At 72.9% G+C, this 22314-nt stretch carries 17 protein-coding genes; 8 read left to right on the top strand and 9 right to left on the bottom strand.

The annotated features are described in order from the left end of the window. Window positions 1-72: 72 nt before the first annotated feature. The 6 genes from FZC61_RS21985 (at window position 73) to FZC61_RS21960 (ending at window position 6916) form a co-directional block, all read left to right on the top strand. The gene (locus FZC61_RS21985) at window positions 73-864 is read left to right on the top strand and encodes an ABC transporter ATP-binding protein (protein WP_148616412.1); all 792 of its coding nucleotides are present in this window, start codon (window positions 73-75) and stop codon (window positions 862-864) included. Next, window positions 861-1634, top strand: a complete 774-nt coding sequence (locus FZC61_RS21980; RefSeq protein ID WP_148616411.1) for an ABC transporter ATP-binding protein — start codon at window positions 861-863, stop codon at window positions 1632-1634. Before FZC61_RS21985 ends, FZC61_RS21980 begins: the two co-directional genes overlap by 4 nt. Further along, window positions 1631-3544 carry an AMP-dependent synthetase/ligase gene (locus tag FZC61_RS21975; RefSeq protein ID WP_148616410.1) on the top strand — a complete coding sequence of 638 codons (1914 nt, stop codon included), beginning with the start codon at window positions 1631-1633 and terminating at the stop codon, window positions 3542-3544. Before FZC61_RS21980 ends, FZC61_RS21975 begins: the two co-directional genes overlap by 4 nt. Beyond that, window positions 3541-4452, top strand: a complete 912-nt coding sequence (locus FZC61_RS21970) for a branched-chain amino acid ABC transporter permease (protein ID WP_148616409.1) — start codon at window positions 3541-3543, stop codon at window positions 4450-4452. Before FZC61_RS21975 ends, FZC61_RS21970 begins: the two co-directional genes overlap by 4 nt. Next, window positions 4449-5567 carry a branched-chain amino acid ABC transporter permease gene (locus tag FZC61_RS21965; RefSeq protein ID WP_148616408.1) on the top strand — a complete coding sequence of 373 codons (1119 nt, stop codon included), beginning with the start codon at window positions 4449-4451 and terminating at the stop codon, window positions 5565-5567. The genes FZC61_RS21970 and FZC61_RS21965 overlap by 4 nt, the downstream gene beginning before the upstream one ends. A 65-nt stretch (window positions 5568-5632) precedes the next feature. Next, window positions 5633-6916, top strand: coding sequence for an ABC transporter substrate-binding protein (locus FZC61_RS21960; RefSeq protein WP_148616407.1), 1284 nt, complete (start codon window positions 5633-5635; stop codon window positions 6914-6916). Window positions 6917-6946: 30 nt separating this feature from the next. Here FZC61_RS21960 and FZC61_RS21955 read toward each other — a convergent pair whose 3' ends face one another. From FZC61_RS21955 to FZC61_RS21935, 5 genes are all read right to left on the bottom strand, one after another. Next, the gene (locus FZC61_RS21955) at window positions 6947-7801 is read right to left on the bottom strand and encodes a class I SAM-dependent methyltransferase (RefSeq protein WP_148616406.1); all 855 of its coding nucleotides are present in this window, start codon (window positions 7799-7801) and stop codon (window positions 6947-6949) included. A gap of 60 nt (window positions 7802-7861) precedes the next feature. After that, complete coding sequence (locus FZC61_RS21950; RefSeq protein ID WP_148616405.1) at window positions 7862-8641, bottom strand: alpha/beta fold hydrolase; 780 nt, start codon at window positions 8639-8641, stop codon at window positions 7862-7864. Window positions 8642-8645: 4 nt separating this feature from the next. Then, the gene (locus FZC61_RS21945) at window positions 8646-10214 is read right to left on the bottom strand and encodes an adenylate/guanylate cyclase domain-containing protein (RefSeq protein WP_211357396.1); all 1569 of its coding nucleotides are present in this window, start codon (window positions 10212-10214) and stop codon (window positions 8646-8648) included. 119 nt (window positions 10215-10333) lie between these two features. Further along, window positions 10334-13432, bottom strand: a complete 3099-nt coding sequence (locus FZC61_RS21940; protein ID WP_170286227.1) for a S8 family serine peptidase — start codon at window positions 13430-13432, stop codon at window positions 10334-10336. Between the two features lie 169 nt (window positions 13433-13601). Next, the gene (locus tag FZC61_RS21935; protein ID WP_148616402.1) at window positions 13602-15434 is read right to left on the bottom strand and encodes a phosphoenolpyruvate carboxykinase (GTP); all 1833 of its coding nucleotides are present in this window, start codon (window positions 15432-15434) and stop codon (window positions 13602-13604) included. A 315-nt stretch (window positions 15435-15749) separates the two neighbouring features. Here FZC61_RS21935 and FZC61_RS21930 point away from each other — a divergent pair, with 315 nt between their 5' ends. Beyond that, window positions 15750-16550, top strand: a complete 801-nt coding sequence (locus tag FZC61_RS21930; protein WP_148616401.1) for a transglutaminase-like domain-containing protein — start codon at window positions 15750-15752, stop codon at window positions 16548-16550. A 4-nt stretch (window positions 16551-16554) separates the two neighbouring features. Here FZC61_RS21930 and FZC61_RS21925 read toward each other — a convergent pair whose 3' ends face one another. Then, window positions 16555-17589 (bottom strand): hypothetical protein, encoded by a 1035-nt coding sequence (locus FZC61_RS21925; RefSeq protein ID WP_148616400.1) that lies wholly within the window; start codon window positions 17587-17589, stop codon window positions 16555-16557. After that, complete coding sequence (locus FZC61_RS21920) at window positions 17582-18505, bottom strand: NAD-dependent epimerase/dehydratase family protein (RefSeq protein WP_148616399.1); 924 nt, start codon at window positions 18503-18505, stop codon at window positions 17582-17584. Before FZC61_RS21920 ends, FZC61_RS21925 begins: the two co-directional genes overlap by 8 nt. 100 nt (window positions 18506-18605) lie before the next feature. Here FZC61_RS21920 and FZC61_RS21915 point away from each other — a divergent pair, with 100 nt between their 5' ends. Beyond that, window positions 18606-19571, top strand: a complete 966-nt coding sequence (locus tag FZC61_RS21915) for a hypothetical protein (protein WP_148616398.1) — start codon at window positions 18606-18608, stop codon at window positions 19569-19571. 63 nt (window positions 19572-19634) lie between these two features. Here the strand turns inward: FZC61_RS21915 and FZC61_RS21910 are convergent, their stop codons facing one another. Next, complete coding sequence (locus FZC61_RS21910; protein ID WP_148616397.1) at window positions 19635-20840, bottom strand: MFS transporter; 1206 nt, start codon at window positions 20838-20840, stop codon at window positions 19635-19637. Window positions 20841-20946: 106 nt separating this feature from the next. Next, window positions 20947-22041 carry a pyridoxal-phosphate-dependent aminotransferase family protein gene (locus FZC61_RS21905; protein ID WP_148616396.1) on the bottom strand — a complete coding sequence of 365 codons (1095 nt, stop codon included), beginning with the start codon at window positions 22039-22041 and terminating at the stop codon, window positions 20947-20949. Window positions 22042-22314: the final 273 nt, after the last annotated feature.

Genomic DNA, 22314 nt, shown 5'->3' with positions numbered 1-22314 from the left:
GCACGACGGGACGGTGAGACGGCGCTCACACGGCGCAGTCCCCTCACCCTCCCTGTCCCCGATCGGAGTCCTGTGCTCGCCGTCCGCAACCTCGAAGTCGTCTACGACGACTCGGTCCTCGCCCTGCGCGGGGTCAGTCTCGAGATCCCCGACCAGCGCATCGTGGCGCTCCTCGGCTCCAACGGCGCCGGCAAGACGAGCCTGCTGCGGGCGCTGACCGGGCTGCTCGACGTCCACGACGGCGAGGTCACCAAGGGCGAGGTCAGCCTCGACGGCCAGGACCTGCGCCGCACCCGCCCCGAGAAGATCGTCAAGTCGGGCGTGCGCCAGGTGATGGAGGGCCGCCGGGTCTTCGTCGAGCTCAGCGTCGAGGAGAACCTCCGCGTCGGCGGCCACACCACCCGGGGCCGGATCTCCACCAACCTCGAGCGCGTCTACAGCCTGTTCCCGGTCCTCGCCGACCGGCGCGCCAAGACCGCCGGCTACCTCTCCGGCGGCGAGCAGCAGATGCTCGCCATGGGACGGGCGATGATGTCGGACCCCCGCTACCTGCTGCTCGACGAGCCCAGCCTCGGCCTCGCACCGCTCATGGTCGAGTCGATCCGCGACGTGATCGTCGAGATCAACGCCACCGGCACCGGCATCCTGCTCGTCGAGCAGAACGCCACCATGGCGCTCTCGGTCGCCCACCACGGCTACGTCCTGGAGACCGGCCGCGTCGTGCTCGACAAGCCGGCCGAGGCGCTGCTGGCCGACGACGACGTGCGCGAGTTCTACCTCGGCCTGCACCCCGGCGAGGACGGCGTCCGCAAGTCGTTCCGCGATACCAAGCACTACCGACGCAAGAAGAGGTGGTCGGCATGAGCCCCGTCCTCGAGCTCGACGACGTCCACCTCGCGTTCGCGGGGGTCAAGGCGGTCAACGGCGTGAGCCTGCACGTCGACCCGGGCGAGCTCTTCGCGATCATCGGCCCCAACGGCGCCGGCAAGACGTCGCTGTTCAACGTCATCTCCGGGGTCTACCGCCCCCAGCGCGGCAGGGTCCGCTTCCTCGGCCAGAGCACGCTGGGCGAGAAGCCGTCGACGATCGCCGGTCGCGGTGTCGCCCGCACCTTCCAGAACATCGCTCTCTTCGAGCACCTCACCGTGATCGACAACCTGATGCTCGGTCGCCACCAGCACATCAGGTACGGCGCCGCGTCCGCGATCGCCTGGCTCGGTCGGGCGCGCCAGCAGGAGATCCACCACCGCCGCTTCTGCGAGGAGATCGTCGACTTCCTCGAGCTCGAGGCGTGGCGGCGGCAGCCGGTCGGGCTGCTGCCCTACGGCGTGCAGAAGCGCGTCGAGCTGGGCCGGGCCCTGGCCATGGAGCCCAAGCTGCTGCTGCTCGACGAGCCCGTCGCCGGGATGAACCTGGAGGAGACCGAGGACATGGCGCGCTTCGTGCTCGACATCCGCGACGAGCTCGACGTGCCGATCATCATGGTCGAGCACGACATGGGCCTGGTCATGGACCTCGCCGACCGGATCCTCGTCGTCGACTTCGGCACCCCCGTGACCACCGGCACGCCGGCCGAGGTGCAGACGCACCCCGAGGTCGTGCGCGCTTACCTCGGCGAGGAGGTGTCGCGATGAGCGTGCTCGACCAGGCCCCCGCCGGGGCCCACGCCGCCACCACGAGCCCAGCCACCCGGATCCGCGAGCACGCCCGGGTCCGTCCGCGCGCGGTCGCGCTGCGCGACAAGCACCTCGGCGTGTGGCGTCCCTGGACCTGGGCGCACTACTGGGACCAGGTCGAGCTCGTCGGACACGCCCTGCTCGCCCGCGGCGTGCAGCCCGGCGACCGGGTCGCCATCCACTCCGAGAACCGGCCCGAGTGGCTGGTCGCCGACATGGGCGCCCTCGCGGTGCGCGCCGCGTCGGTCGGGCTCTACCCGTCCAACCCGGCGGCCGAGGTCGGCTACCTGCTGGCCGACTCGGGCGCGGTGGTGCTGGTCGCCGAGGACCAGGAGCAGGTCGACAAGGCCCTCGAGGTCCTGGCCCAGGGCGGCGCCCCCGCCCTGCGGACCATCGTCTACGTCGAGCCCCGGGGCGTGCGCGGTCGCTACGAGGCCACCTACGGCCAGGCCACACTGGTCTCCTGGGAGGACTTCCTCGCCGAGGGCGTCCAGCACCGCGAGACCCACCCCGGCGCGGTCGACGCGCTCACCGACGCCGCGCGCCCCGACGACCTGGCGACCCTGATCTACACCTCGGGGACCACGGGCCCGCCCAAGGGCGCGATGCTCACGGTCGCCAACGTGGAGTTCGCGATCAAGGTGCTGTGCGAGGAGGGCGGGTTCACCAGCCCGCCCCCGGGCCCCGACGACCTGCTGCTGTCCTACCTGCCGCTGAGCCACGTCGCCGAGCGCATCTTCACCACCTGGTTCAACGCCGCGGCCGCCACGCAGGTCTGCTTCGCCGAGTCGATCGACACGGTGCCCCAGGACCTGCGCGAGGTGCAGCCGACCATCCTGTTCGGCGTACCGCGGATCTGGGAGAAGCTGCTCGCCGGCGTCGAGACCCGACTGACCGGGGCCACCCGCTTCAAGCGGCTCTCCACCCGGTACTGGCTCAAGCGGGCGTCGGCCATCGCGGCCGCGGTCGAGGCCAACGGCGGGGAGCACACCCGGGCGACCCGGCTGCAGTACGCCCTGGGCTGGCTGTTCTGCTACCGCTCGCTGACCGAGCGGCTGGGCATGCGCCGCGTGCGGCACGCGACGTCGGGCGCCGCCCCCATCGCCCCCGAGGTGCTGACGTTCTTCTCCAGCATCGGGGTGCCGATGCACGAGGCCTACGGGATGACCGAGAACACCGCGGTCGCCACCTCGGCCAAGCCCGGGCGCATCCGGCTCGGCACGGTGGGCGAGGCCCACCGCGGGGTCGAGGTGCGCATCGACGAGCAGACCGGCGAGATCCTCACCCGCCACGCCGGCGTCTTCGCCGGCTACTGGGGCCGGCCCGAGGCCACCGCGGAGGTGCTCGACCCCGACGGGTGGCTGCACACCGGCGACGTCGGCGAGTGGGTCGACGGCTCGTTCCTGAAGATCACCGACCGGATGAAGGACATCATCATCACCGCCGGAGGCAAGAACATCTCGCCCTCGCAGATCGAGAACGAGCTCAAGGCCTCGCCGTACGTCAAGGAGGCGCTCGTCGTCGGCGACGGCCGCACGTATCTCACCGCCCTGATCGGCATCGAGCTCGACACCGTCGGCGAGTGGGCCCAGCGCCAGCGCCTGGGCTACAGCACCCTGCGCGACCTCACCGAGAAGCCCGAGGTGGTGGAGCTGCTCACGACGGTCGTCGACGACGTCAACAGCCGGCTCGCCTCGGTCGAGCAGGTCAAGGTCTTCCGACTGCTGCCCAAGGAGCTCGACCACGAGGACGGCGAGCTCACCGCGAGCCAGAAGGTCAAGCGGGCCGCGGTCGTCGCGGCCTTCGACGACCTCGTCGAGTCCATGTACGACGGCCGCCCGGCCGCAGCGACAGGAGCCCAGCGATGAGCCAGTTCCTCGAAGCCCTGATCCGCGGCCTCGGCACCGGATCGGTCTACGCCCTGCTAGCACTGGGGTTCGTCATCATCTACAAGGCGACCCGGGTGATCAGCTTCGCCCAGCCGGCCTTCATGCTCACCGGCGCCGTGCTGACGTCCTACCTGGTGCCGGCGATGGGGTTCGTGCTGTTCACCGGGCTGTCGTTCCTGCTGTCGGTCACCACCGCCGCCCTGCTGACCGGTGCCCTCGCGCTGGTCATCGAACGGGTCGCGGTGCGGCCGATGGTCGGCAAGGCCGTCTTCACCATCGCGATCATCACCCTCGGCATCGACATCGCGGTACGGGTCGTCGTCAACGGCTACATCGGCATCGGGGCGCGGCCGATCGGCTTCCCCTGGGGCATCGACACCATCGAGCTCCTCGGGCTGTCGATCCAGATCCGGCACCTGGTGATGATGGGCACCGTCGTCGTCGTGGGGCTCGCGCTCTACGCGTTCTTCCAGAAGTCGCCGTTCGGCCTGGCGATGCGGGCGGCAGCCTTCGACCAGGAGGCCGCGATGACCCAGGGGGTCAGCGTCGGCTCGGTGTTCGCGACGTCGTGGGCCCTCGCCGGGGCCCTGGCCGCGATCGCCGGCTCGCTGCTGGCGACCAGCGCCGGCGTCGACCGGCAGCTGTGGGTGATCGCGCTCGTGGCGCTGCCGGCGATCATCCTCGGCGGCCTGGACTCCCTCGAGGGAGCCGTCATCGGCGGCCTCGCGGTGGGTGTCGTCGAGGCCCTCGTGAGCACCTACCAGCGCGACTACGCCCCGTGGCTGGGCGACAACGCGGCCACCGTGGCGCCGTACGCCCTGATGCTGGTGGTCCTGCTCGCCCGCCCGTACGGACTGTTCGGCACCCCTGAAGTGAGGCGAGTATGAGCACCAAGGTCACCGGACGCCCGGCGTTCTTCCAGTCCTACGGCCAGGAGCTCGCGCTCTTCAACACCCGGCCCAAGAAGGTCGGCGTCGCGCTGGTCGTCCTCGTGGCCGTGCTGGGGCCGTTCTTCTTGCAGGACCCGCTGCTGCGCACGCTGTCGCTGGCGTTCGTCTTCGCCATCGGGGCGCTGGGGCTCAACATGGTCACCGGCCTGGCCGGCCAGGTGTCGCTGGGCCACGCGTTCTTCGTCGGCATCGGCGCCTACACCGCCGCGGCGATCTCGGGTGACCCCGACGCGCGCACCATCGGCTTCGGCGTGCAGGAGATGTGGGTCTGGCTGCCCGCCGCCGGCATCGTCGCCGCGCTCTTCGGCGTCCTCGTCGCACCGATCGCGACCCGCCTGCGCGGGCTCTACCTGGCCATCGTCACCCTCGGCCTGGTGTTCCTCGGCGAGCACGTCTTCCGCGAGTGGAGCAGCCTGACCGGCGGGGCCGGCGTGGGTCGCAGCGCCGCCGACCCCGTGCTGTTCGGCTTCGACTTCAGCCAGTCGTCGTCCGACTCCTCCTTCACCGGACCCCAGCAGCTGTACTCCCTGATGCTGGCGCTGCTGCTGGTCTTCGCCCTCGCGGCGCGCAACATCGGCCGGTCCAAGGTCGGCCGGTCGTTCGCCGCGGTCCGCGACCGCGACATGGCGGCCGAGATGATGGGCATCGACCTGCCGCGGGCCAAGACGCTGGCCTTCGCGCTGTCGTCGTTCTACGCCGGCTGCGCGGGCGCGCTGCTCTACACGATCTCCGGGTTCTTCGACCCGGGCTCGTTCAGCCTGCTGCTGTCGGTGCAGTTCATCGCGATGGTCCTCATCGGCGGCGCCGGCACCGTCGGCGGCACCATCGCCGGTGCACTGTTCGTCTCGTTGCTGCCGACGCTGAGCCGCGAGCTCCCGAGGTTCCTGACGTTCCTCAGCTCGTCGCCGGCCGAGACCCCCAACGTCTTCCAGGTCGAGCAGATCCTCTACGGACTGCTGATCGTGGTGTTCCTGCTGTTCGAGCCTCGGGGCCTGTACGGCATCTGGGTGCGCCTGCGCACCTATTGGAAGAGCTGGCCGTTCAGCTACTGAGCGCCCGGACCCGCATCGCCAGCAACTGGCGTTGATCAACCGGCAAACAACAAGGAGTACGTGCTGTGAAGGTGCACAAGACAGGCATCGCGCTGGCAGTCGCTGCGCTCGTGCTGAGCGGGTGTCGTGGGGGCGACGACGGTGGCGCGGGCGGCGCCATCAACGCGCCGGGCGTCACCGAGGACGCCTGCCCCGAGGCGGTCAACAAGGACAACGGGTGCATCTACCTCGGCACCATCTCCGACCTGACCCAGGGCCCGTTCGCCGCGCTCGGCGTCCCGATCACCGCCGCTCAGAAGGCCTTCTGGAACCGGGTCAACGAGCAGGGCGGCATCGGTGGCTACGACATCGACGTCACCAAGTACGTCAAGGACAACCTCTACAACCCCGAGACGCACGCCCAGCTCTACACCGAGATGGAGCCCGACGTGCTCGCGCTCGCGCAGACCCTCGGCTCGCCGACCACGCTCGCCATCCTCGAGCAGATGAAGGGCCAGGACGTCGTCGGCGCCCCGGCCTCGTGGACGTCGCTGTGGGGTTTCGAGGACAACATCCTCGAGTCCGGCTCGTCGTACTGCGTCGACGCGATGAACGCCGTCGACTACTTCAGCGAGTCCCAGGACGTCGACAGCGTGATGGCCGTCGGCTTCCCCGGCGACTTCGGTGGCGACGGCGCCGCCGGCGCCGAGATCGCGGCCAAGGCCGCGGGCGCCGACTTCGAGTTCGTCGAGACCGCGCCCGGCGCCGAGAGCCAAGCCGGCGCGATCAGCGCCGTCGTCGGCAAGAAGCCCGACCTCGTGATCCTCGGGGTCGGCCCGACCGAGACCGGCGTCATCGTCGGCCAGGCCGTCGCCCAGGGCTTCACCGGCGGCTTCGTCGGCCTGGCCCCGACCTGGAACCCGGCCCTGCTCGACAGCCCGGCCGCGCCGGCCCTCGAGAAGGCCTTCGCCCACGTCGGCCCCTGGGGCAGCTACGGCACCGACACCCCCGGCCACCAGGCGATGCGCGAGGCCCTCGGCGACGTCGAGCAGCCCAACGACGGCTACACCGCCGGCTGGGCCTGGAGCTACCCGATGAAGGCCGCGCTCGAGAAGTGGCTCGACGGCGACACCTACGACAAGACCCGCGAGGGCCTCTACGAGGCCGTCGGCGACCTGGAGTCGGTCGACTACGAGGGCATGCTGCCCGAGGCGGCGGGCGACCGTACGGGCGACAACGACATCTTCACCGAGAGCGTCATCAGCACGGTCGACCCGTCGGCGCCCGCGGGCCTGAAGCTGGCCAAGGACTTCATGGCCGGACCGACCGCGTCGGGCTACGACTTCACCGGCGCCTGCTTCGAGGGCTGATCCACCGCACGCCCCCCACGGACGGCCCGGTCACCGCGAGGTGACCGGGCCGTCCGGCGTCGTCGCGACGACCTCGAACCACCGTGTGGGGGCGCTGATCGGCCCGTCCCCGTAGCGCTCCCGCAGGGCGCGCTCAGCGACCTGGGTGGCGCGGTCGGCATCGAGCGTCGCGTGGGCGTCGAGGGCCACCCGCAGCGGCGTGCCCTGGCAGTAGGCGACCGCGGCGTCGGCGGGCGTCGTGACGGAGGTGCCGTCGACCGGCGTGACCGTGACGTCGACGTAGCCGGCCGCGGCGAGGTCGGCGCGCACGACGTCGGGGTCGTGGTAGCCGTGCGGGGTGCGGCCCATGAAGAGCAGCGGGTCGTCGGGCACGGTCGCGTTGATCGCCGACTCGATCACCCACGCGAGCTCGTTGGTCTCGATGCGGTCCCAGGTGTCGAGGACGAAGGCCCCTCCCGGGCGCAGCACCCGCCGCGCCTCGGCGTAGCCGCGGACCCGATCGGGGAAGAACATCACCCCGAACTGGCAGGCCACCACGTCGAACGACGCGTCGGCGTACGGCAGGTCGAGCGCGTCGGCGGGCGCCCACGTCACCCGCTCCTCGGCCGCCAGCCCCGGCGCGTGCGCCGCCGCCGCGAGCATCGGGCGGTTGAGGTCGGTCGCGGTGATCAGGGCGTCCGGGCACCGGCGCACCAGCGCGCGGGTCAGGGCGCCGGTGCCCGCAGCCGTCTCCAGCACGTCGTGCGGCGCCCGCTCTGCGACCAGCCCCGCGAGGCGTTCGGCCGGCTCGGCAAAGATCATCGGCACCAGCAGACGCTCGTAGACGTCGGCGACCGCCCCCACGAACCCGGCGGCGTCGCCGCTCCTGCCCTCGTCGGCACCCATCTCGTGACGGTACTGCCGGTGACGACCCGCGTCGAGGGACCGACGTCGTGACGTGCGGTGTCAGCCGACCATGTCGAGGAGCGCTGCGGCGGCCTGCAGCGGCCGCTCGAGCACCGTGAGGTGGCCGGTGCGCGCCAGCACGACGGTCCGGGTGGCGCGAGCACCGCGCGCCGCCGCCATCTCGGCCGCCCGGACCGGCGGGGTCTCGGTGTCCTCGTCGCCGAAGAGCAGCAGGACCGGCCCGTCGTACGCCGCGAGGTCGGCGGTCGTGTCGCGTCGCCCGGCGACGGCGCGGGCCACCCACGCGACACCGACCGGGTCGCTGGCGGCCACGACCTCCTGCAGCAGCGGCAGCAGGGTGGGCTGCTCGCGCAGCGCGGTGCGCCCCAGCCCGGCGTCGGCACCCTTGACCAGCGCGTCGAGGTCGCCGGTCGCGTCGAGCTCGTCGGCGAGCGCGCGCCGCTGGGCCGGCACGTCGGGTTCGATCACCCGGGTCGTGGTGCTGCCGAGCACGAGCCCGCTGACGCGGTCGGGGTGCCGGGCGGCGAGCTCGAGGGCGACGTAGCCGCCGGTCGAGACGCCGAGCACGACCGCGCGCTCGACCCCCTCGGCGTCGAGGACGGCGACGACCGCGTCGGCCATCGCGGCCACCGACGGCTCACCGACGGCCGCCGGGGCACTGCGCCCCAGCCCGGGCAGGTCGACGCGCACGACCCGCGAGCCGTCGAGGTGACGGCGCAACCGGTCGAAGACCGTCGACGACAGCGGGAAGGCGTGGAGCAGGACGACGGGTGGGCCGGCGGGAGGACCGGTGACGTCGTACCAGGGAAGGGGTGACATCTCCTCAGTCGACCGGCTGCTCCCGGGGTCCGGCTACCTCCGTGGGGAGGGGCCGGCCGGCGACCGGGGCGAAGACCTCCACCGGCTCCGACTTGCCCTTGAGCGCGACCAGGCCGCGCGCGACCAGCGGCTGGGGCCGGGTCAGCAGGTCGCGGGTCGCGGCGGTGATGAGCAGGTCGTCGCCGGTGTCGCGGGTCGCCGCCTCGACCCGGGCGGCCACGTTGACGGCGTCGCCGATGACGCTGAAGTTGAGCCGCCCCGCACCGCCCAGCGGACCCGCCACGACCCGACCGGAGTTGACGCCGGCCGCGACCCGCAGCCCGCTGACCCCGAGGTCGACCGCGTCGACGATCATCCGGGCGGCGTCGACCGCGCGGTCGGCGTGGTCGAGCTGCCGCTCGGGCGCCCCGAACACCGCCATCAGGCCGTCACCGAGGAACTTGTCGACGTGGCCGCCGTAGGCCTCGACGACCGGCACGATCTCGGCGAACAGGGCGTTGAGGGTCGCGACGACCTCGGTGGCCTCGGCCCGCTCGGCGTAGGCGGTGAACCCGCGGACGTCGCAGAACAGGATCGACACGTCGACCTCGACCCCGGCGGCCGGCACCTGCCCCGACAGGATCAGCCGCACGACCTCCTTGTCGACGTAGGTGCCGAACGCGTTGCGCAGCTCCTCGCGCTCGGCCAGCCCGCGCGCCATCCGGTTGAAGTCGTGGGCCAGCTCGCCGAGCTCGTCGCTGCTGAGCACCGGCGCCCGTGCTGCGTAGTCCTCGTCGCGGACCCGTGCGAGCTGGGCGCGCACCTGTCCGAGCGGCCGGGTGATGCTCACGGTGAGCAGGTTGGTCAGCTCCAGCGACAGGAACAGCCCGACCGCGAGCGACACGACCACGGTCAGCACCAGACGACCCGAGCCGTCGGGGCCGTCGGTCGACCCGCCGAGGAGTCCGGCGACCACCACCCCCGTCGTCGTCGTGTACGCCGGCACCGAGAGCCGCAGCCGGCGCGCGAGCGACAGCCCGTGCGGCACGAACGCGAGGTCGTCGGGCAGCTCGGCGGCGATCTCCTCGACCAGCGGGCGGACCAGGATCTCCCCGACGCTGAAGCTGAGCACCGTGCCGTAGAACCCGGGGATGACCGCGGCGAGGACGAGCGCCCCGGCCCCCGACCAGCCGAGGTCCCAGACCACGGTGGCCGCGGCCACGGTCGGCACGATCGACGCCGCCCCGACCAGCACCGAGAGCCGGCGGTACTGGCGCAGCGTGAACGTCGTGGCGACGCGCCAGGCCGCGGCCGTCTCGCGCGGGGTCGGCATCGCCGTGGCCTTCCAGCGGTCGATCACGGCGGCGTCGCGGCCGCCCCACCACACCGAGCACGAGACCGCCACGGCCGTGGCGAGCACGCCCACGGCGCCGACGAGCACGACGTCGCGCCACGGCGGGTCGTAGTAGGTCGACACCACCACGACCGACACCGCGGCGACCAGCACCGCCGAGGCGGCCTCGCCGACCAGCACGACGTAGCGGTAGCGCCGCCCGGAGGCGCGGTAGAGCAGCCCCACGAGCCGCTCGAGCACGCTTCCACCACGAGGCCTCACGAAGGGAGAGTGTGCCGTGTCGCGACGCTCGCCGGTCCGGGAACGCCGAACGGCACCCGGGCGGACCCGGGTGCCGTTCGGTGTGACGTGCCTGTCGCTCAGCAGCGGGCGCCTGCGGGCCTGACGGGCGGGCACCCCGCGACGTCCACCTGGAGCAGCGTGGTGTCGGTGCTGCCCGCGTAGTCGACCAGTCCGAAGTAGCGGTTGGGCACCAGGCCCGTCCACGACGCGGTGTACGACGTGTCCTCGGCCTGCGTGACCGGCAGCGGGTCGGGCGCGACGGTGAGGTCGCCGACCGCGGTGCCGCCCCCGACGTCGTAGGAGGCGTTGCTGAACGCGATCGGGGCGCCACCCTGGCCGGCGGCGTAGCCGGCGACCTCGGTGATGTAGACCGGGTGGTCGGGATCGGCGATGACCACGCGCTCGTCGGCCGACCCGGTCGCCGACGTACCGGCGATGGCGTCGATGGCGGCGAAGTCGCACGCCGACGCCGAGTAGACCGTCAGGTCGAGGTCGGCGGTGTCGTCCACGGCGTCGACGTCGAAGATCGCGGCCCTGGTGGTGCCCGGCGTGACGGTCCAGCAGTCGTAGTAGAACTCGCCGACCGGGATGGCGTCGCTGTAGCTGCCGGCGCTGGGGGCGACCAGGCCGGTGGCCGTCAGGTCGAGGGTGCCGGTGAACCCGGCGGTGACCGGGACCTCGACCGAGCCGGTGCCACCGGTGCCGGTGACCGACGTCGGGGCGTCGACCAGGACCGGGCGCATGGCGACCGGCATCCGCACGAGGGTGGGGCCGGCCAGGGTGATGGTGCCCTTGGCGTAGGTGCCGAGCGGCGCGGTGGTCCGGGTGAAGGTGAAGGTCACGTCGACGACGTCGTTGACGCGCTTGGACACGACCTTGGCCACCGACGGGGTGACGGTGAAGCCCGGCAGGTAGGAGCTGATCTTCCAGGTGCCGACGCGCGAGGCGCGGAAGCTGCGGGTGATCGTGGTCGAGCCGGCCACGCCACCGTCGGCGAACGACGGGAGGTTGAGGTCCTTGGCCTCGACGGCGGGGACGCCGGTGTCGAGGCCCTGACCGGTGATGAAGCCGCGCCAGCCGCGACCGGTCTCGGTGACGAACAGGCCCGGGTCGAAGAACTTCTTCGGGTCGACCTGGCCGGCGCCGGTGGCGAAGACGTCGGAGCTGTTGCCGCCGGTGGCGTTCTTCATCTTCGAGGCGGTCGTCATCATGGCCGACTTGATCTGCATCGGCGTCCACTCGGGGTGGACCCCGAGCAGGAACGCCGCGAGGCCGGTGATGTGCGGGGCCGACATCGAGGTGCCCGAGTAGAGGTCGTAGGCGCGGCCCTGGTTGGACGGCGGCGCGACCGCGGCGAGCACGCTGGCCCCCGGGGCGGTGATGTCGGGCTTGAGGATGTCGCCGTCCTGGGCGAGCGCCGGACCGCGCGAGGAGAAGCCGGCCACCTGCGGCAGCGGCGTCACGTCGGAGGTCTTGTTGCCCGGCGAGAACAGCGCCGTCGGGGCGGTCGCGGTCGCCAGGAAGTCGGCGAGCGTGGCGCCGTCGGTGTCGGAGATGTGGACGGTCGGGACGGCGTGGAAGTCGGCGTCGAGGCTGTTGGGCGTCGGGTTGACCAGGATCATCGCGGCGCCCCCCGCCCGCTCGACCTCGGCGCTCTTGGCGACCCGGTCGTAGGTGCCGCGGTAACAGACCACGATCTTGTCGGCGACCTTGGCGGGGTCGAGGGTGTCGGGCCCGCAGATGCGGGCGTCGGCCGCGTCGCCGCCGGCGACCACGCTGGCCTCGGCGGTGACGATCGGACGGCGTCCGACCGGCGCACCGATGATGGAGGCGCCGACGATCTTGTCGGGCACCAGCGTGTTGCCGTCGGCCAGGACGATGGTGGCCTCGAAGTTGACGTGGGTGCCCGCGGCGACGGTGGTCAGCCACGGGCTGTTGTGGGCGACCGTGGCGGCCGTCGGGCCGCTGTTGCCGGCCGACGCCGCGACGAAGACGCCGGCCTCGGCTGCACCCTCGAAGGCGAGCTCGACGGCGTCCAGGACGGTGTCCTGCGCGCCCGAGATCGAGTAGTTGATGACGTCGACGCCGTCGGCGACCGCGTCGTCGATGGCCGCGAGGCTCGCCGAGGTGGCGCAGCCGCTGAGGTCGGGGTCGACGTTCTCGAAGCAGACCTTGTAGATCGCGAGCTTGGCGGCGGGCGCCATGCCGGAGACGGTGCCGAAGGTGCGGCCCTCGACGCTCACGGGGCCGGTGACGCCGCCCGCGGCGGTGCTGGCGGTGTGGGAGCCGTGCCCGGAGCCGTCGCGCGGCGAGATGTACTCGGAGTCGGGCCGGTCCTCGGGGGCGGTCTGGTCGAGGTAGGCGTCGGGGTAGTAGCGCGCGCCGATCACCTTGGAGGTGCAGTTGGACGTGGTGAACGCCTGGCCGGTCTCGCACTGCCCGCGGAAGACGGAGCCGTCGAGCTTCTCCATGCGGGTGTTGCCGTCACCGTCCATGGTGATGTCCCACTTGGTCACCGGAGCGGTGCTCAGCGGCGCACCGCTGAACGACGGGCCGGGCCAGTAGCCGGAGTCGATGTCACCGACGACGATGCCGCCACCGGCGTTCTTGCGGTTGCTGCCGTGCGCGGTCCACGCCCCGCCGGGGCCGTCGAGCCCGAGGAAGGTCGGGGTGTTCCAGGTGTCCTTCTTCAGCAGCGCGTCCTCGGCCAGCAGCAGCACCGACTTGTCCTGCGACAACCGGGTCGCCTGGGGGCCGGTGAGCCGGGCGGCGAAGCCGTTGAGCGCGATCGTGTAGTGCTCCCGGGCGGTCGCGCCGACCTTGCCGGCCAGCGCGTCCTGCGTGCGGCGCAGGTAGGTGGTGTAGGCCCGGGTCGCGGCGGAGTCGGCGCGGAACTGTTGACCGCCCGCGGCCCGCGTGGCCGCGAACCGACGGTTGCTGCCGTCGTACGACGCGGCGGGCGCGGCCTTGAGGACCACGACGTAGCGACCCGCGTCGTAGGTGCTGGGCGCGGAGCCCTTCGGGATCTGACGGTCCGACGCCGGGGAGGCCGGGTCGGCGGCCACGGTCGGGCTCGGCGCGACCAGCGCACCGGTGAGCGCCACGGCCAGGCTGGCCGTGGCCAGGCCGAGGAGGCGGACGTGTCGCCTCCGGCCTGCGAGGGGGTTCGAGGACAAGATGTCTCCCTGGTGAAGGGACGGCGTACGGCCGTCAGCGCCGCGATGGCACTGAGTGGCATCCTGGACCATGCGAGCCGGTTTGTGACCCGATCCTCACCGGGAAGTTCTGCGGATTTTCTGCCCCGGGGCCGGACGTCCGTTCGTCGGGACGCCCGGAGCGCCGGAGCTAGGCCGTGTCGAGGGCCTTGGCCACGCGCCGGTGCGCCTCCCAGATCGCCTCGGGCAGCCGCTCGAACTGCCGGAGGTGGTCCTCGCGGAAGCCCATCTCCTGGCGCCACCGCTCGAGGTCGAGACCCAGGATGCGGTCGAGGTCCTCGCTAGGCACGTCGAGCCCGGTCAGGTCGAGCTCGTCGAGGGTCGGGAGGACGCCGACGGGGGTCTGGCGACCGGAGACCTCGCCGTCCTTGAGCTGGCACAGCCAGAGCAGGGGCCGGAGGTTCTCGCGGTAGCCGGGCCACAGGAAGTGCCCGTCCTCGGGGTCCTTCTGGAACCAGTTGACGTGGGCGAAGATCGGCTGGTCGGTGGCCGCGCCGATGATCGACAGCCACTGCGCGGCGTAGTCGCCCTCGCCGTAGGCCATGAAGGGCCGCATCGACATCGGGTCGTAGCGCAGCTGGCCGTCGAGGCCGTCGGCGGCGAACGTCGCCTCGGCGCCCAGGGTCAGCCCGTCGTAGACGCCCTCGGCCAGGTCGGTGATCGCGCGGACCAGCGGCTCGCGGTCGCGGGTGCGGCCGCCGAAGATGATCGCGTCGATCGGCACGCCGGCGGGGTCGGCGAAGTCGGACGCCACGTTGGGCACGTTGGCCAGCGTCGTGGTGAAGCGGCTGTTGGGGTGGGCCCAGGGGCTGTCGTCGCCCGCAGGGCGGTCGGCGATCCTGTCGCCCTTCCAGTCCTCCCAGCCGGTGACGTCGGCGGGCGGCTGCGGCGTCTTGCCCTCCCACCACACGTCCTGGGTGGTGGGGTTGTAGGCCACGTTGGTGAAGATCGCGCCGCTGCCCGGGAGGATCGACTCGAGCGCGGTGGGGTTGGTCAGCTCGTTGGTGTCCTTGGCGACGCCGAACACGCCGAACTCGGGGTTCATGCCGTAGACGCGACCGTCGTCGCCGACCCACAGCCAGGCGATGTCGTCGCCGTAGAAGTCGACGTGGTAGCGGTCGCCCATCGCGTCGGGCGCCAGCGTCATCGCCAGGTTGGTCTTGCCCGAGGCGCTCGGGAAGCCGCCGCAGACGTGCCACTTCTTCCCGGTCTGCTTGTCGGTGATGCCGAGCAGCATGAACTGCTCGGCGAGGAACTTGCCGCTGGCGCGGCCGTCGTAGCAGGCCTGGCGCAGGCCGTGGGCGATCTTGCCGAGCAGGGCGTTGCCGCCGTAGGAGGAGCCGAAGTGGAGGATCGTGCGCTGGTCGGCGACGGTCACGAAGTAGCGCTGGTCGTCGGGGGTGCCCTGGCCGAGGTTCTCCAGGTCGCCGGTGACGTGGACGGCGCGCACGAACGTCGCGGGGTCGGCGAGGTTGTCGAGGTGGTCGGTGCCGACGCGGGCCATCCGGATCATGTGGAGCACGACCGGGCGGTTGTCGGTAAGCTCGACGCCGGCGGCGTACTGCTCCAGCGGCGAGCCGGGGGGCGCCATGAGGTAGGGGACGACGTACATCGTCTTGCCCCTGCTCTGCCCGCGCATCCGCTCGAGCTGGCCGGCCGTCATCTCCTCGGCGTCGCGCCAGTTGTTGTAGACGCCCTTGTCGTGGGGGTTGCTGGTCGCGACGATGGTGCGCTCCTCGGAGCGCGCGGTGTCCTTGTAGTAGGAGCGCGAGTAGTAGCGCCCCTCGCCGGCCGGGAAAAGCTCGCCGGCCTCGACCGCCTCCGCGCACAACCGCGCGTCGTCGGAGGCGTTGACCACCTCGATGCGGTCGGGCTCGGTCACGCCGGCCCAGTAGCTGACGTACTCGCGGACGTGGGGGTTCTTCAGCCCCGCCTCGTCCAGGACCCGATCGACATCGACCATCTGCTCTACCTCCGGATCGCGTGCGCACCCCGAGGGGTGCTCGTGGCGGGTCACGCTACCGAGGGGGCGGGGGGTGTCGCCCGCCCGGTCCACTTGGATCGATCAAGAGCACAGGCACGCCGCGAGGAACGAGCGGCGTGCCGTGGTGCTCGCAGGTCGAGCGGGCCCTGCGACCGAGGAACGAGGTCGCAACGGGCACGTCGAGACCACCGCAGCCGAAGGACCGACGCAACCCGGCCACCCGCCCCGGCCCACCCACCCCGGCCCACCCGCCCCGGTGTGCCCTCGTCGTGGCGCGCGTGTGAGCATCCGGCCATGGACCGCACGGTGGGCGCCGAGCTCGGCATCACGGCGTACGACACCTGCGAGATCGAGCTGCAGGTCGCCGTGGCGCGCACGCCGGGGCTCGAGGTGAGCGAGGCCCTGGTCGTGCTGCACGAGAGCGGCGAGCTCACCACGGTCGAGGTCGAGGTGCCCCACGACGGGCGGCTGCACCTGGTGACGCTGCCGCCGGGCTACACCACCGTGAGCTACCAGGCCCGAGTCAGCGGCACCGCCGAGGTGCCGGAGCCGACGCTGTTGGACCTGTCGCTCTACCGCCGTCCCAGCCGCTACATCGAGTCCGACACGTTCGGCGGGTTCGCGTTCTCGGAGTTCCACGGGGTCAGCGGCGCCGAGCTGCTCGAGGCCGTGTCGTCGTGGGTCGGCACCCGGCTGGTCTACGTGCCGGGCAGCAGCGGCCCGACCGACGGCGCCACCGAGACCCTGCTCAGCGGCGCGGGCGTGTGCCGCGACTACGCCCACCTGGTGATCGCGATGCTGCGCGCGCTGCGGGTGCCGGCCCGGCTGGCCGCGGTCTACGCCCCCGGCTGCGACCCGATGGACTTCCACGCGGTCGTCGAGGCCTACGTCGCGGGCGGCTGGTACGTCCTGGACGCCACCGCGCTGGCCCCGCGCTCCTCGCTGGTGCGGATCGCCACCGGGCGCGACGCCGCCGACACGGCGTTCATGACCACCGTGTCCGGCGGGGCCAACCTCGACTGGTCCAGCGTCACCGCCGTCGCCGACCACGGGCTGCCGTTCGACGACCTCGACCGGCTGGTCGCGTTGCGCTGAGGGGCTATCCCTCCAGCAGCGCGGCGACGGCGTCGCCGGCGTAGAACGGCGCGAGCTCGGCGCGCAGCATCCGCTCGAGGTCGCCCGACTCGACCAGCGCCTCGACCACCGCGGGGGCCAGGCGCACCAGGTCGGCGACGAGGTCGGCCCGGTCGAGGTCGAGCTCGGCGAGCAGCTCGCCGGGCGTGTAGCCGCCGAAGCCCGCGAGGAAGCCGTCGACCACGGCGTGGGCGAGCGCCACGGTGCGGGGGTGGGCCAGCGTCGTGACCACGAGGTCGTGGGCGGCGTCGACGACGCCGGCGACCTCCTCGTCGGTGACGTGCTCGCCCAGGCCGCTGACCGGCTCGGCGGCGACGAGGTCCCACACCTGCAGGACCGCCTCGCGGGTCGTGGGGTCGCGCAAGGTGTCGACGACGATGCGGTTCATGCGTCGTACGGCCAGGGTGCCGCCCTTGCCGGCGGTGTCGGCCAGGAGCCCGTCGAGCTGCTTGTCGGCGGCGCCCACGACGCCGGCGGCGGCGCGGGTACCGAGCGAGAACAGCGACCCGAGCCCCGGCACCTTGTCGGCGACGGCCTGGTTGGCCGCGAGCGCCTCGGCGACGATGCGACCCATGAAGCGGCTGACGGCGGTGCCGACGAGGGGGCTGGCGGTCAGCCGCTCGAGCCCGCGCTCGAGCACCGGGGTCAGGGCCAGTGCCTCGTCGAGCAGCCGCTCGACCTGGTCGCGGGCGATCACGTCGGTCAGCGGCAGCGGCTCGCCCGGCCCGGCGCGCACGACGTCGCGACCGAGCTCGATGAAGCCGGCCACCGCCGCACTGCCAGGTACGTCGGTCAGGGCGCGGGTCACGACGTCCTTGAGCACCGCCGCGTCGACGAGGTCGGCGAGCTGGTGGCCGTCGGCGGCGTCGAGCACGCCCTCGGCCAGCCGCGCGACGGTGGCGGCGAGGGCGTCACCGGTCAGCCGCTCGAGGTGGAAGGCGACCTGCGCGTCGAGCAGGCGGTCGGCGAGCGAGCCGGTGACGTCGGTCGGGTCAGGCAAGGCCGGCCGCCAGCTCGGCCAGCGCGGCGTCGAGGGTCACGGTCGGGGTCCAGCCCCAGGCGTGGGCGCGGTCGCTGTCGAGCCGCCCGGTCCAGGCGGCCCCGTCGTCCCACACGGGGTCGACGCCGACGGCCCGCGCGACGGTGCCGAGGTAGTCGCGCCACCGGGCGGGCTCGCCCGCGACGTTGAGCGGAGTGCAGCCACCGGGGACCGGTCCGCGGGCGGGGTCGTCGGACTCGGCGACGCGACCCACGGCCAGGTCGGCGGCGATGGCAGACAGGTCGGTGACGTGCACCCAGGGCCACGACTGGTCGGGCACGGCGTGCCGCGCGCGCTCGTCGTCGCGCAACGCCGCCGGCCGCAGGGCGTTCCACACCGAGGTCGCGCCTGCACCGAGGATCGCGGGCGGCCGGAGCAGGACCCGGGTGGGGCCGTCGACCGCCGCGACCGCGGCGTCGGTGTCGCGCTTGGTGACGGCGTAGTCGTTGGCGTCGTCGTCGACCAGCGGGGAGGACTCGTCGACGTCACCGGCCTCGGGCGAGCGGTCGTAGACGGCGGCGGTCGAGACGTGCACGAGGCGCGCGACGCCGGCGTCGGCCGCGGCACGGGCGAGGGTCGCGGTGCCCTGCACCCCGATCCGCTCCTGGGTCTCACGGTCGTCGCCCATCGGGTGGACCGTGGAGACGACGGCGTCGGCGCCGGCCACCACCTCGGCGGCGAAGCCCGGGTCGGTGAAGTCCCCGACGTGCTCCTCGACGTCGCGCAGCTGCGGCGCCGTGCCCGCCCGTCGTACGACGGCACGCACCGTCGCGCCGCGCTCGACGAGCGCGACGCAGACGTGGGCGCCGACGAGCCCGTTGGCGCCGGTCACGACGACCACGGTCGGGGAGGAGCCGGTGTCAGGCAGGGAGCTCATGGCTCCAGCCTGCCATCGCCCCGGCTCGCACCCAGGGGAGGGCGGACAACTTCTGCGCCCGTCGGTGCGTCTCACGTCTCCCGACCCCTGGAGGCCCGCCGTGCCGACCCGCTGCCCCGCCCTCGCCGTCCTGGTGCTGGTGCTCGCGCTCGCCGGCTGCGGCCGCGAGGACGACGACGCTCCGACCGTGGCCCCCGCCGTCACGAGCACCACCCCCACCTCGTCCGCGCCGGCAAGCCCGTCGGTCGACGCCGTCCGCGTCGTCGTCCCCGACCTCCCGACCGGGCCGCCCCCACGCGTCGACGTGGTCGTCGACGACCGCCTGTTCCACGACGGCCGGAAGATCGCCCTTCCCGACGACCTCGCGGGCGCGTACCCCCTCGGCGGCTACCGGGGTCGCACCTACCTGTCGATGGGCGGCCGGATCGTCACGGTCGCCGACGACGGGTCGGTCACGTCCGTCGGCGAGCCCCACGACACCTACAACCGGTTGCCGGCGCTCGTGACCGGGACCGGCCACGTGCTGTTCCCCGTGCAGGACCGCAGTGGTCCGACGGTCGTCACGGTGATGGACGCCGTGACCGGCGAGGACCTCGCGGTCGTCCGCGGGCCCTACCGTCGCCGCGCCTCGGGCTACGACGCCCTCGAGCCGGCCGACCGGGCCCTGGCCGAGTCCTGGGAGGACGACGGCGCGATGGACGACGTCGACGTCGCCGCGCGCTCGGCCGACGGCACCGTGGAGGTCGTGACCTCGGTCCCCGACGACGCGGGAACACCGGTGGTGCTGACCCTGCAGAGCGCCCGCGACGGCGACGGCGCCGTCGCGTTCGCCTTCCCGTTCCCCGATCCCGAGGCGGTCACCTACGACGTCGTGCTGACCGACCAGGTGGTCCTCGAGGGCGACGACTCCTTCCTGGTGGTGACCGCGACCGGCGAGAACGCCGAGGGATTCGACCACGTCGTCGTGCGGTGCACGACCCGCGGGGCCTGCGAGCGGACAACGCCCGTCGGGACCCAGGTGCAGGTGGCCGGGACCGACCTCCCGCTGTCCGCCGCGGCGCGCTGAGGCGCGTCGTCCGGTGGCGGACCGGCGACCGCGGGGTCGTGGTGTCGCTCGCCGGACCGGTCGTCAGTCGGTCGAGCGGTACTTGCGCAGGAGCGCCGCCGTCGCGGACAGGACGATGACCAGGCCGCCGTAGGCGTACGTGGTGATCGCAAGGCCGACGTGGGGGGCGGCGATGCCGGCGATGACGGCCGGGACGCCGAACGCGAGGTAGCTGACCACGAAGACCGAGGCGAACAGCTCGCCCCGCTCGTCGGGACCGACGGTCGGCGTGATGGAGCGCATGATGCCGAGGAAGGAGGTGCCGAAGCCGGAGCCGGCGACCACGGCGGCGGCGATGAAGCCCCAGTAGGAGCCGAGTGCGAGGGCGACTAACGTGAGTGCGGTGCCGAGGGCCAGTGCGGTCGTGCCGTAAAGCGTGATCTGGCGCGAGGTCCGGTTGCGGGCCGCGAAGCACGACAGGGCGCCGATGCCGGTCAGCGTGGTGACGACGAGGCCCTGCTCCACGTGGTCGGCGCCACCGAGCTCCTGCGCCACGATCGGCGCGCCGAGCGAGAGGTAGAGCCCACCGGTGGCCCACCCGGCGAACAGGGCCGGTGCGCTACGCGCGAAGGCGGGGCGCGCGGCGACCGGGACGCCGACGGTCGGCCGGAACGACTGCAGCACTCCGGCGTGGCGCGGAGAGGTCTCGGGCAGCAGCCAGACCGCCAGCGCGAGGACGGCGTAGACGGCGGCGAGGGCACCGAAGACCGCGCCCAGCGGAGAGTCGCTCACGTCGATCACGGCCCCGCCGACCAGGGCGCCGAGCGCGAGGCCGGCCAACGGCATCACGCTGTTGGCGGTGGGGGCGATCCCGGGGCGGCCGGGGGGCTCGAGATCGACCACGGTGGCGGTGAGGGCGGAGAGCAGCAGACCGCTGGCGACGCCCTGGACCACGCGGGCGGTGACCAGGAGCGTGACGGAGTCGGCGTGCCAGAAGACCAGCATGCTCACGGCCAGCAGGGCCAGGGCCCCCGAGAGGACCGGGCGGCGGCCCAGGTGGTCGGACAGCGAACCGGTCACGAGCAGCGTGAGGAGCAGGGCGACGGCGTACACCGCGAAGATGCCCGTCAGCGTGGCCGGGGAGAACCCGATGGCGCGCTGGAGCACCGGGTAGAACGGCGACGGGGCGCTGGCCCCGGCCATCATCACCAGGACCGCGCCGAGCGCGAGGGCGAAGCCGGCCGGGTGACCACGACGGGTGGCGGCCGGGGCGTCGACGGTGGTGGCCATGGTGGGTCCTCGCGGGGATCGGTGTCGGGACTGCTCGACTCGGTGCTGGGCCCTGCGCCGAGTATCGGCGCACGGGACGCCCTGACGGCGTCCCGCGGCGGCCGGGTCAGCGGCCGAGCACCTCGCGCAGCGCGGCGAGCACCAGCAGCGCGGCGTCGGGGCGGGCGTTGTGGCCCATCAGGCCGATGCGCCACACGGTGGCGGCGTACGGGCCGGCACCGGCGCCGATCTCGATGCCGTAGGTCTCGAGCAGCTGGCCGCGGACGGCCGCGGAGTCGACGCCCTCGGGCACCTTGACGGTCGTCAGGTCGGGCAGCCGCGAGCCCTTCTCGGCGAAGAGCTCGAGGCCCATCTCCTCCAGACCGTCCTGCAGCAGGGCGCCGGCGGCCTCGTGGCGCGCCCAGACAGCGGGCAGGCCCTCGTCGAGGATGCGGGTCAGGCCGGCGTGCAGGCTGACGACCATCGCGACGGGAGCGGTGTGGTGGTAGGTGCGCTTGGCCCCCTTGCCGGACGCCTCGCCGACGTAGCCGCCGAGCAGGCCGAGGTCGAGGTACCACGAGCGGGGACGCTCGACGCGGCGCTCCCAGGCGCGCTCGCCGATGGTGAACGGCGCGAGGCCCGGCGCCACGCCGAGGCACTTCTGGGTGCCGGCGTAGCCGAGGTCGACGCCCCAGTCGTCGGCGCGCAGCTCGATGCCCGCGATGCTCGTGACCGCGTCGACCAGCAGCAGCGCGTCACCCTTGGCCGCGCCGAGGGCGGCGATGTCGGAGCGGACGCCGGTCGAGGTCTCGGCGTGCACGGCGGCGATGATCTTGGGGCTGGGGTGGGCGGCGACGACGCGGTCGACGTCGACCGGGGTGCCCCACTCGTGCTCGACGGTGACGACCTCGGCGCCGCAGCGCGACGCGACCTCGGCCATCCGCTGGCCGAAGAGCCCGTTGACCGCGACGACCACGACGTCGCCCTCGTGGACGGTGTTGACGAACGCCGCCTCCATCCCGGCCGACCCGGTCGCCGAGATCGGCAGGGTGCGGGCGTTGTCGGTGCCCCAGACCTGGCGCAGCATGTCGCAGGTCTCGTCCATCAGCGTCACGAACGCCGGGTCGAGGTGACCGAGCAGCGGCAGCCCCAGCGCCGAGGTCGCCTCGGGGTAGGGGTTGGACGGGCCGGGGCCGAACAGCTTGCGCTCGAGGATCGTCATGCCCTCCACCTTAGGACCCGCCGACTCAGACCCCCTGCGCCCGGAAGAACACGATCGTGCGGTCCATCGCCGCGACGAACGCCGGCTCGAAGGCGTGCCCGTCGTCGTACGTCACCAGCCGCGCGTCGACGCCGGCCCTGGTCAGCGCGCGCCGCGTCGCGTCGGCCGAGGCCGGCGAGCGTGTCCAGTGCTCATCCGCCCGACGCCGTCGCCGCTCAGCCGCTGGGTCGGGCCACCCGGCACCGGGGCGGTGTGAGAGCCACCTTCCGCAGC

The sequence above is a fragment of the Nocardioides rubriscoriae genome (genome assembly GCF_008087085.1).
Taxonomy (GTDB): Bacteria; Actinomycetota; Actinomycetes; order Propionibacteriales; family Nocardioidaceae; genus Nocardioides; species Nocardioides rubriscoriae.
Note: the sequence above shows the minus strand (reverse complement) of the source record. Positions and strands in the feature narration are given on the sequence as shown.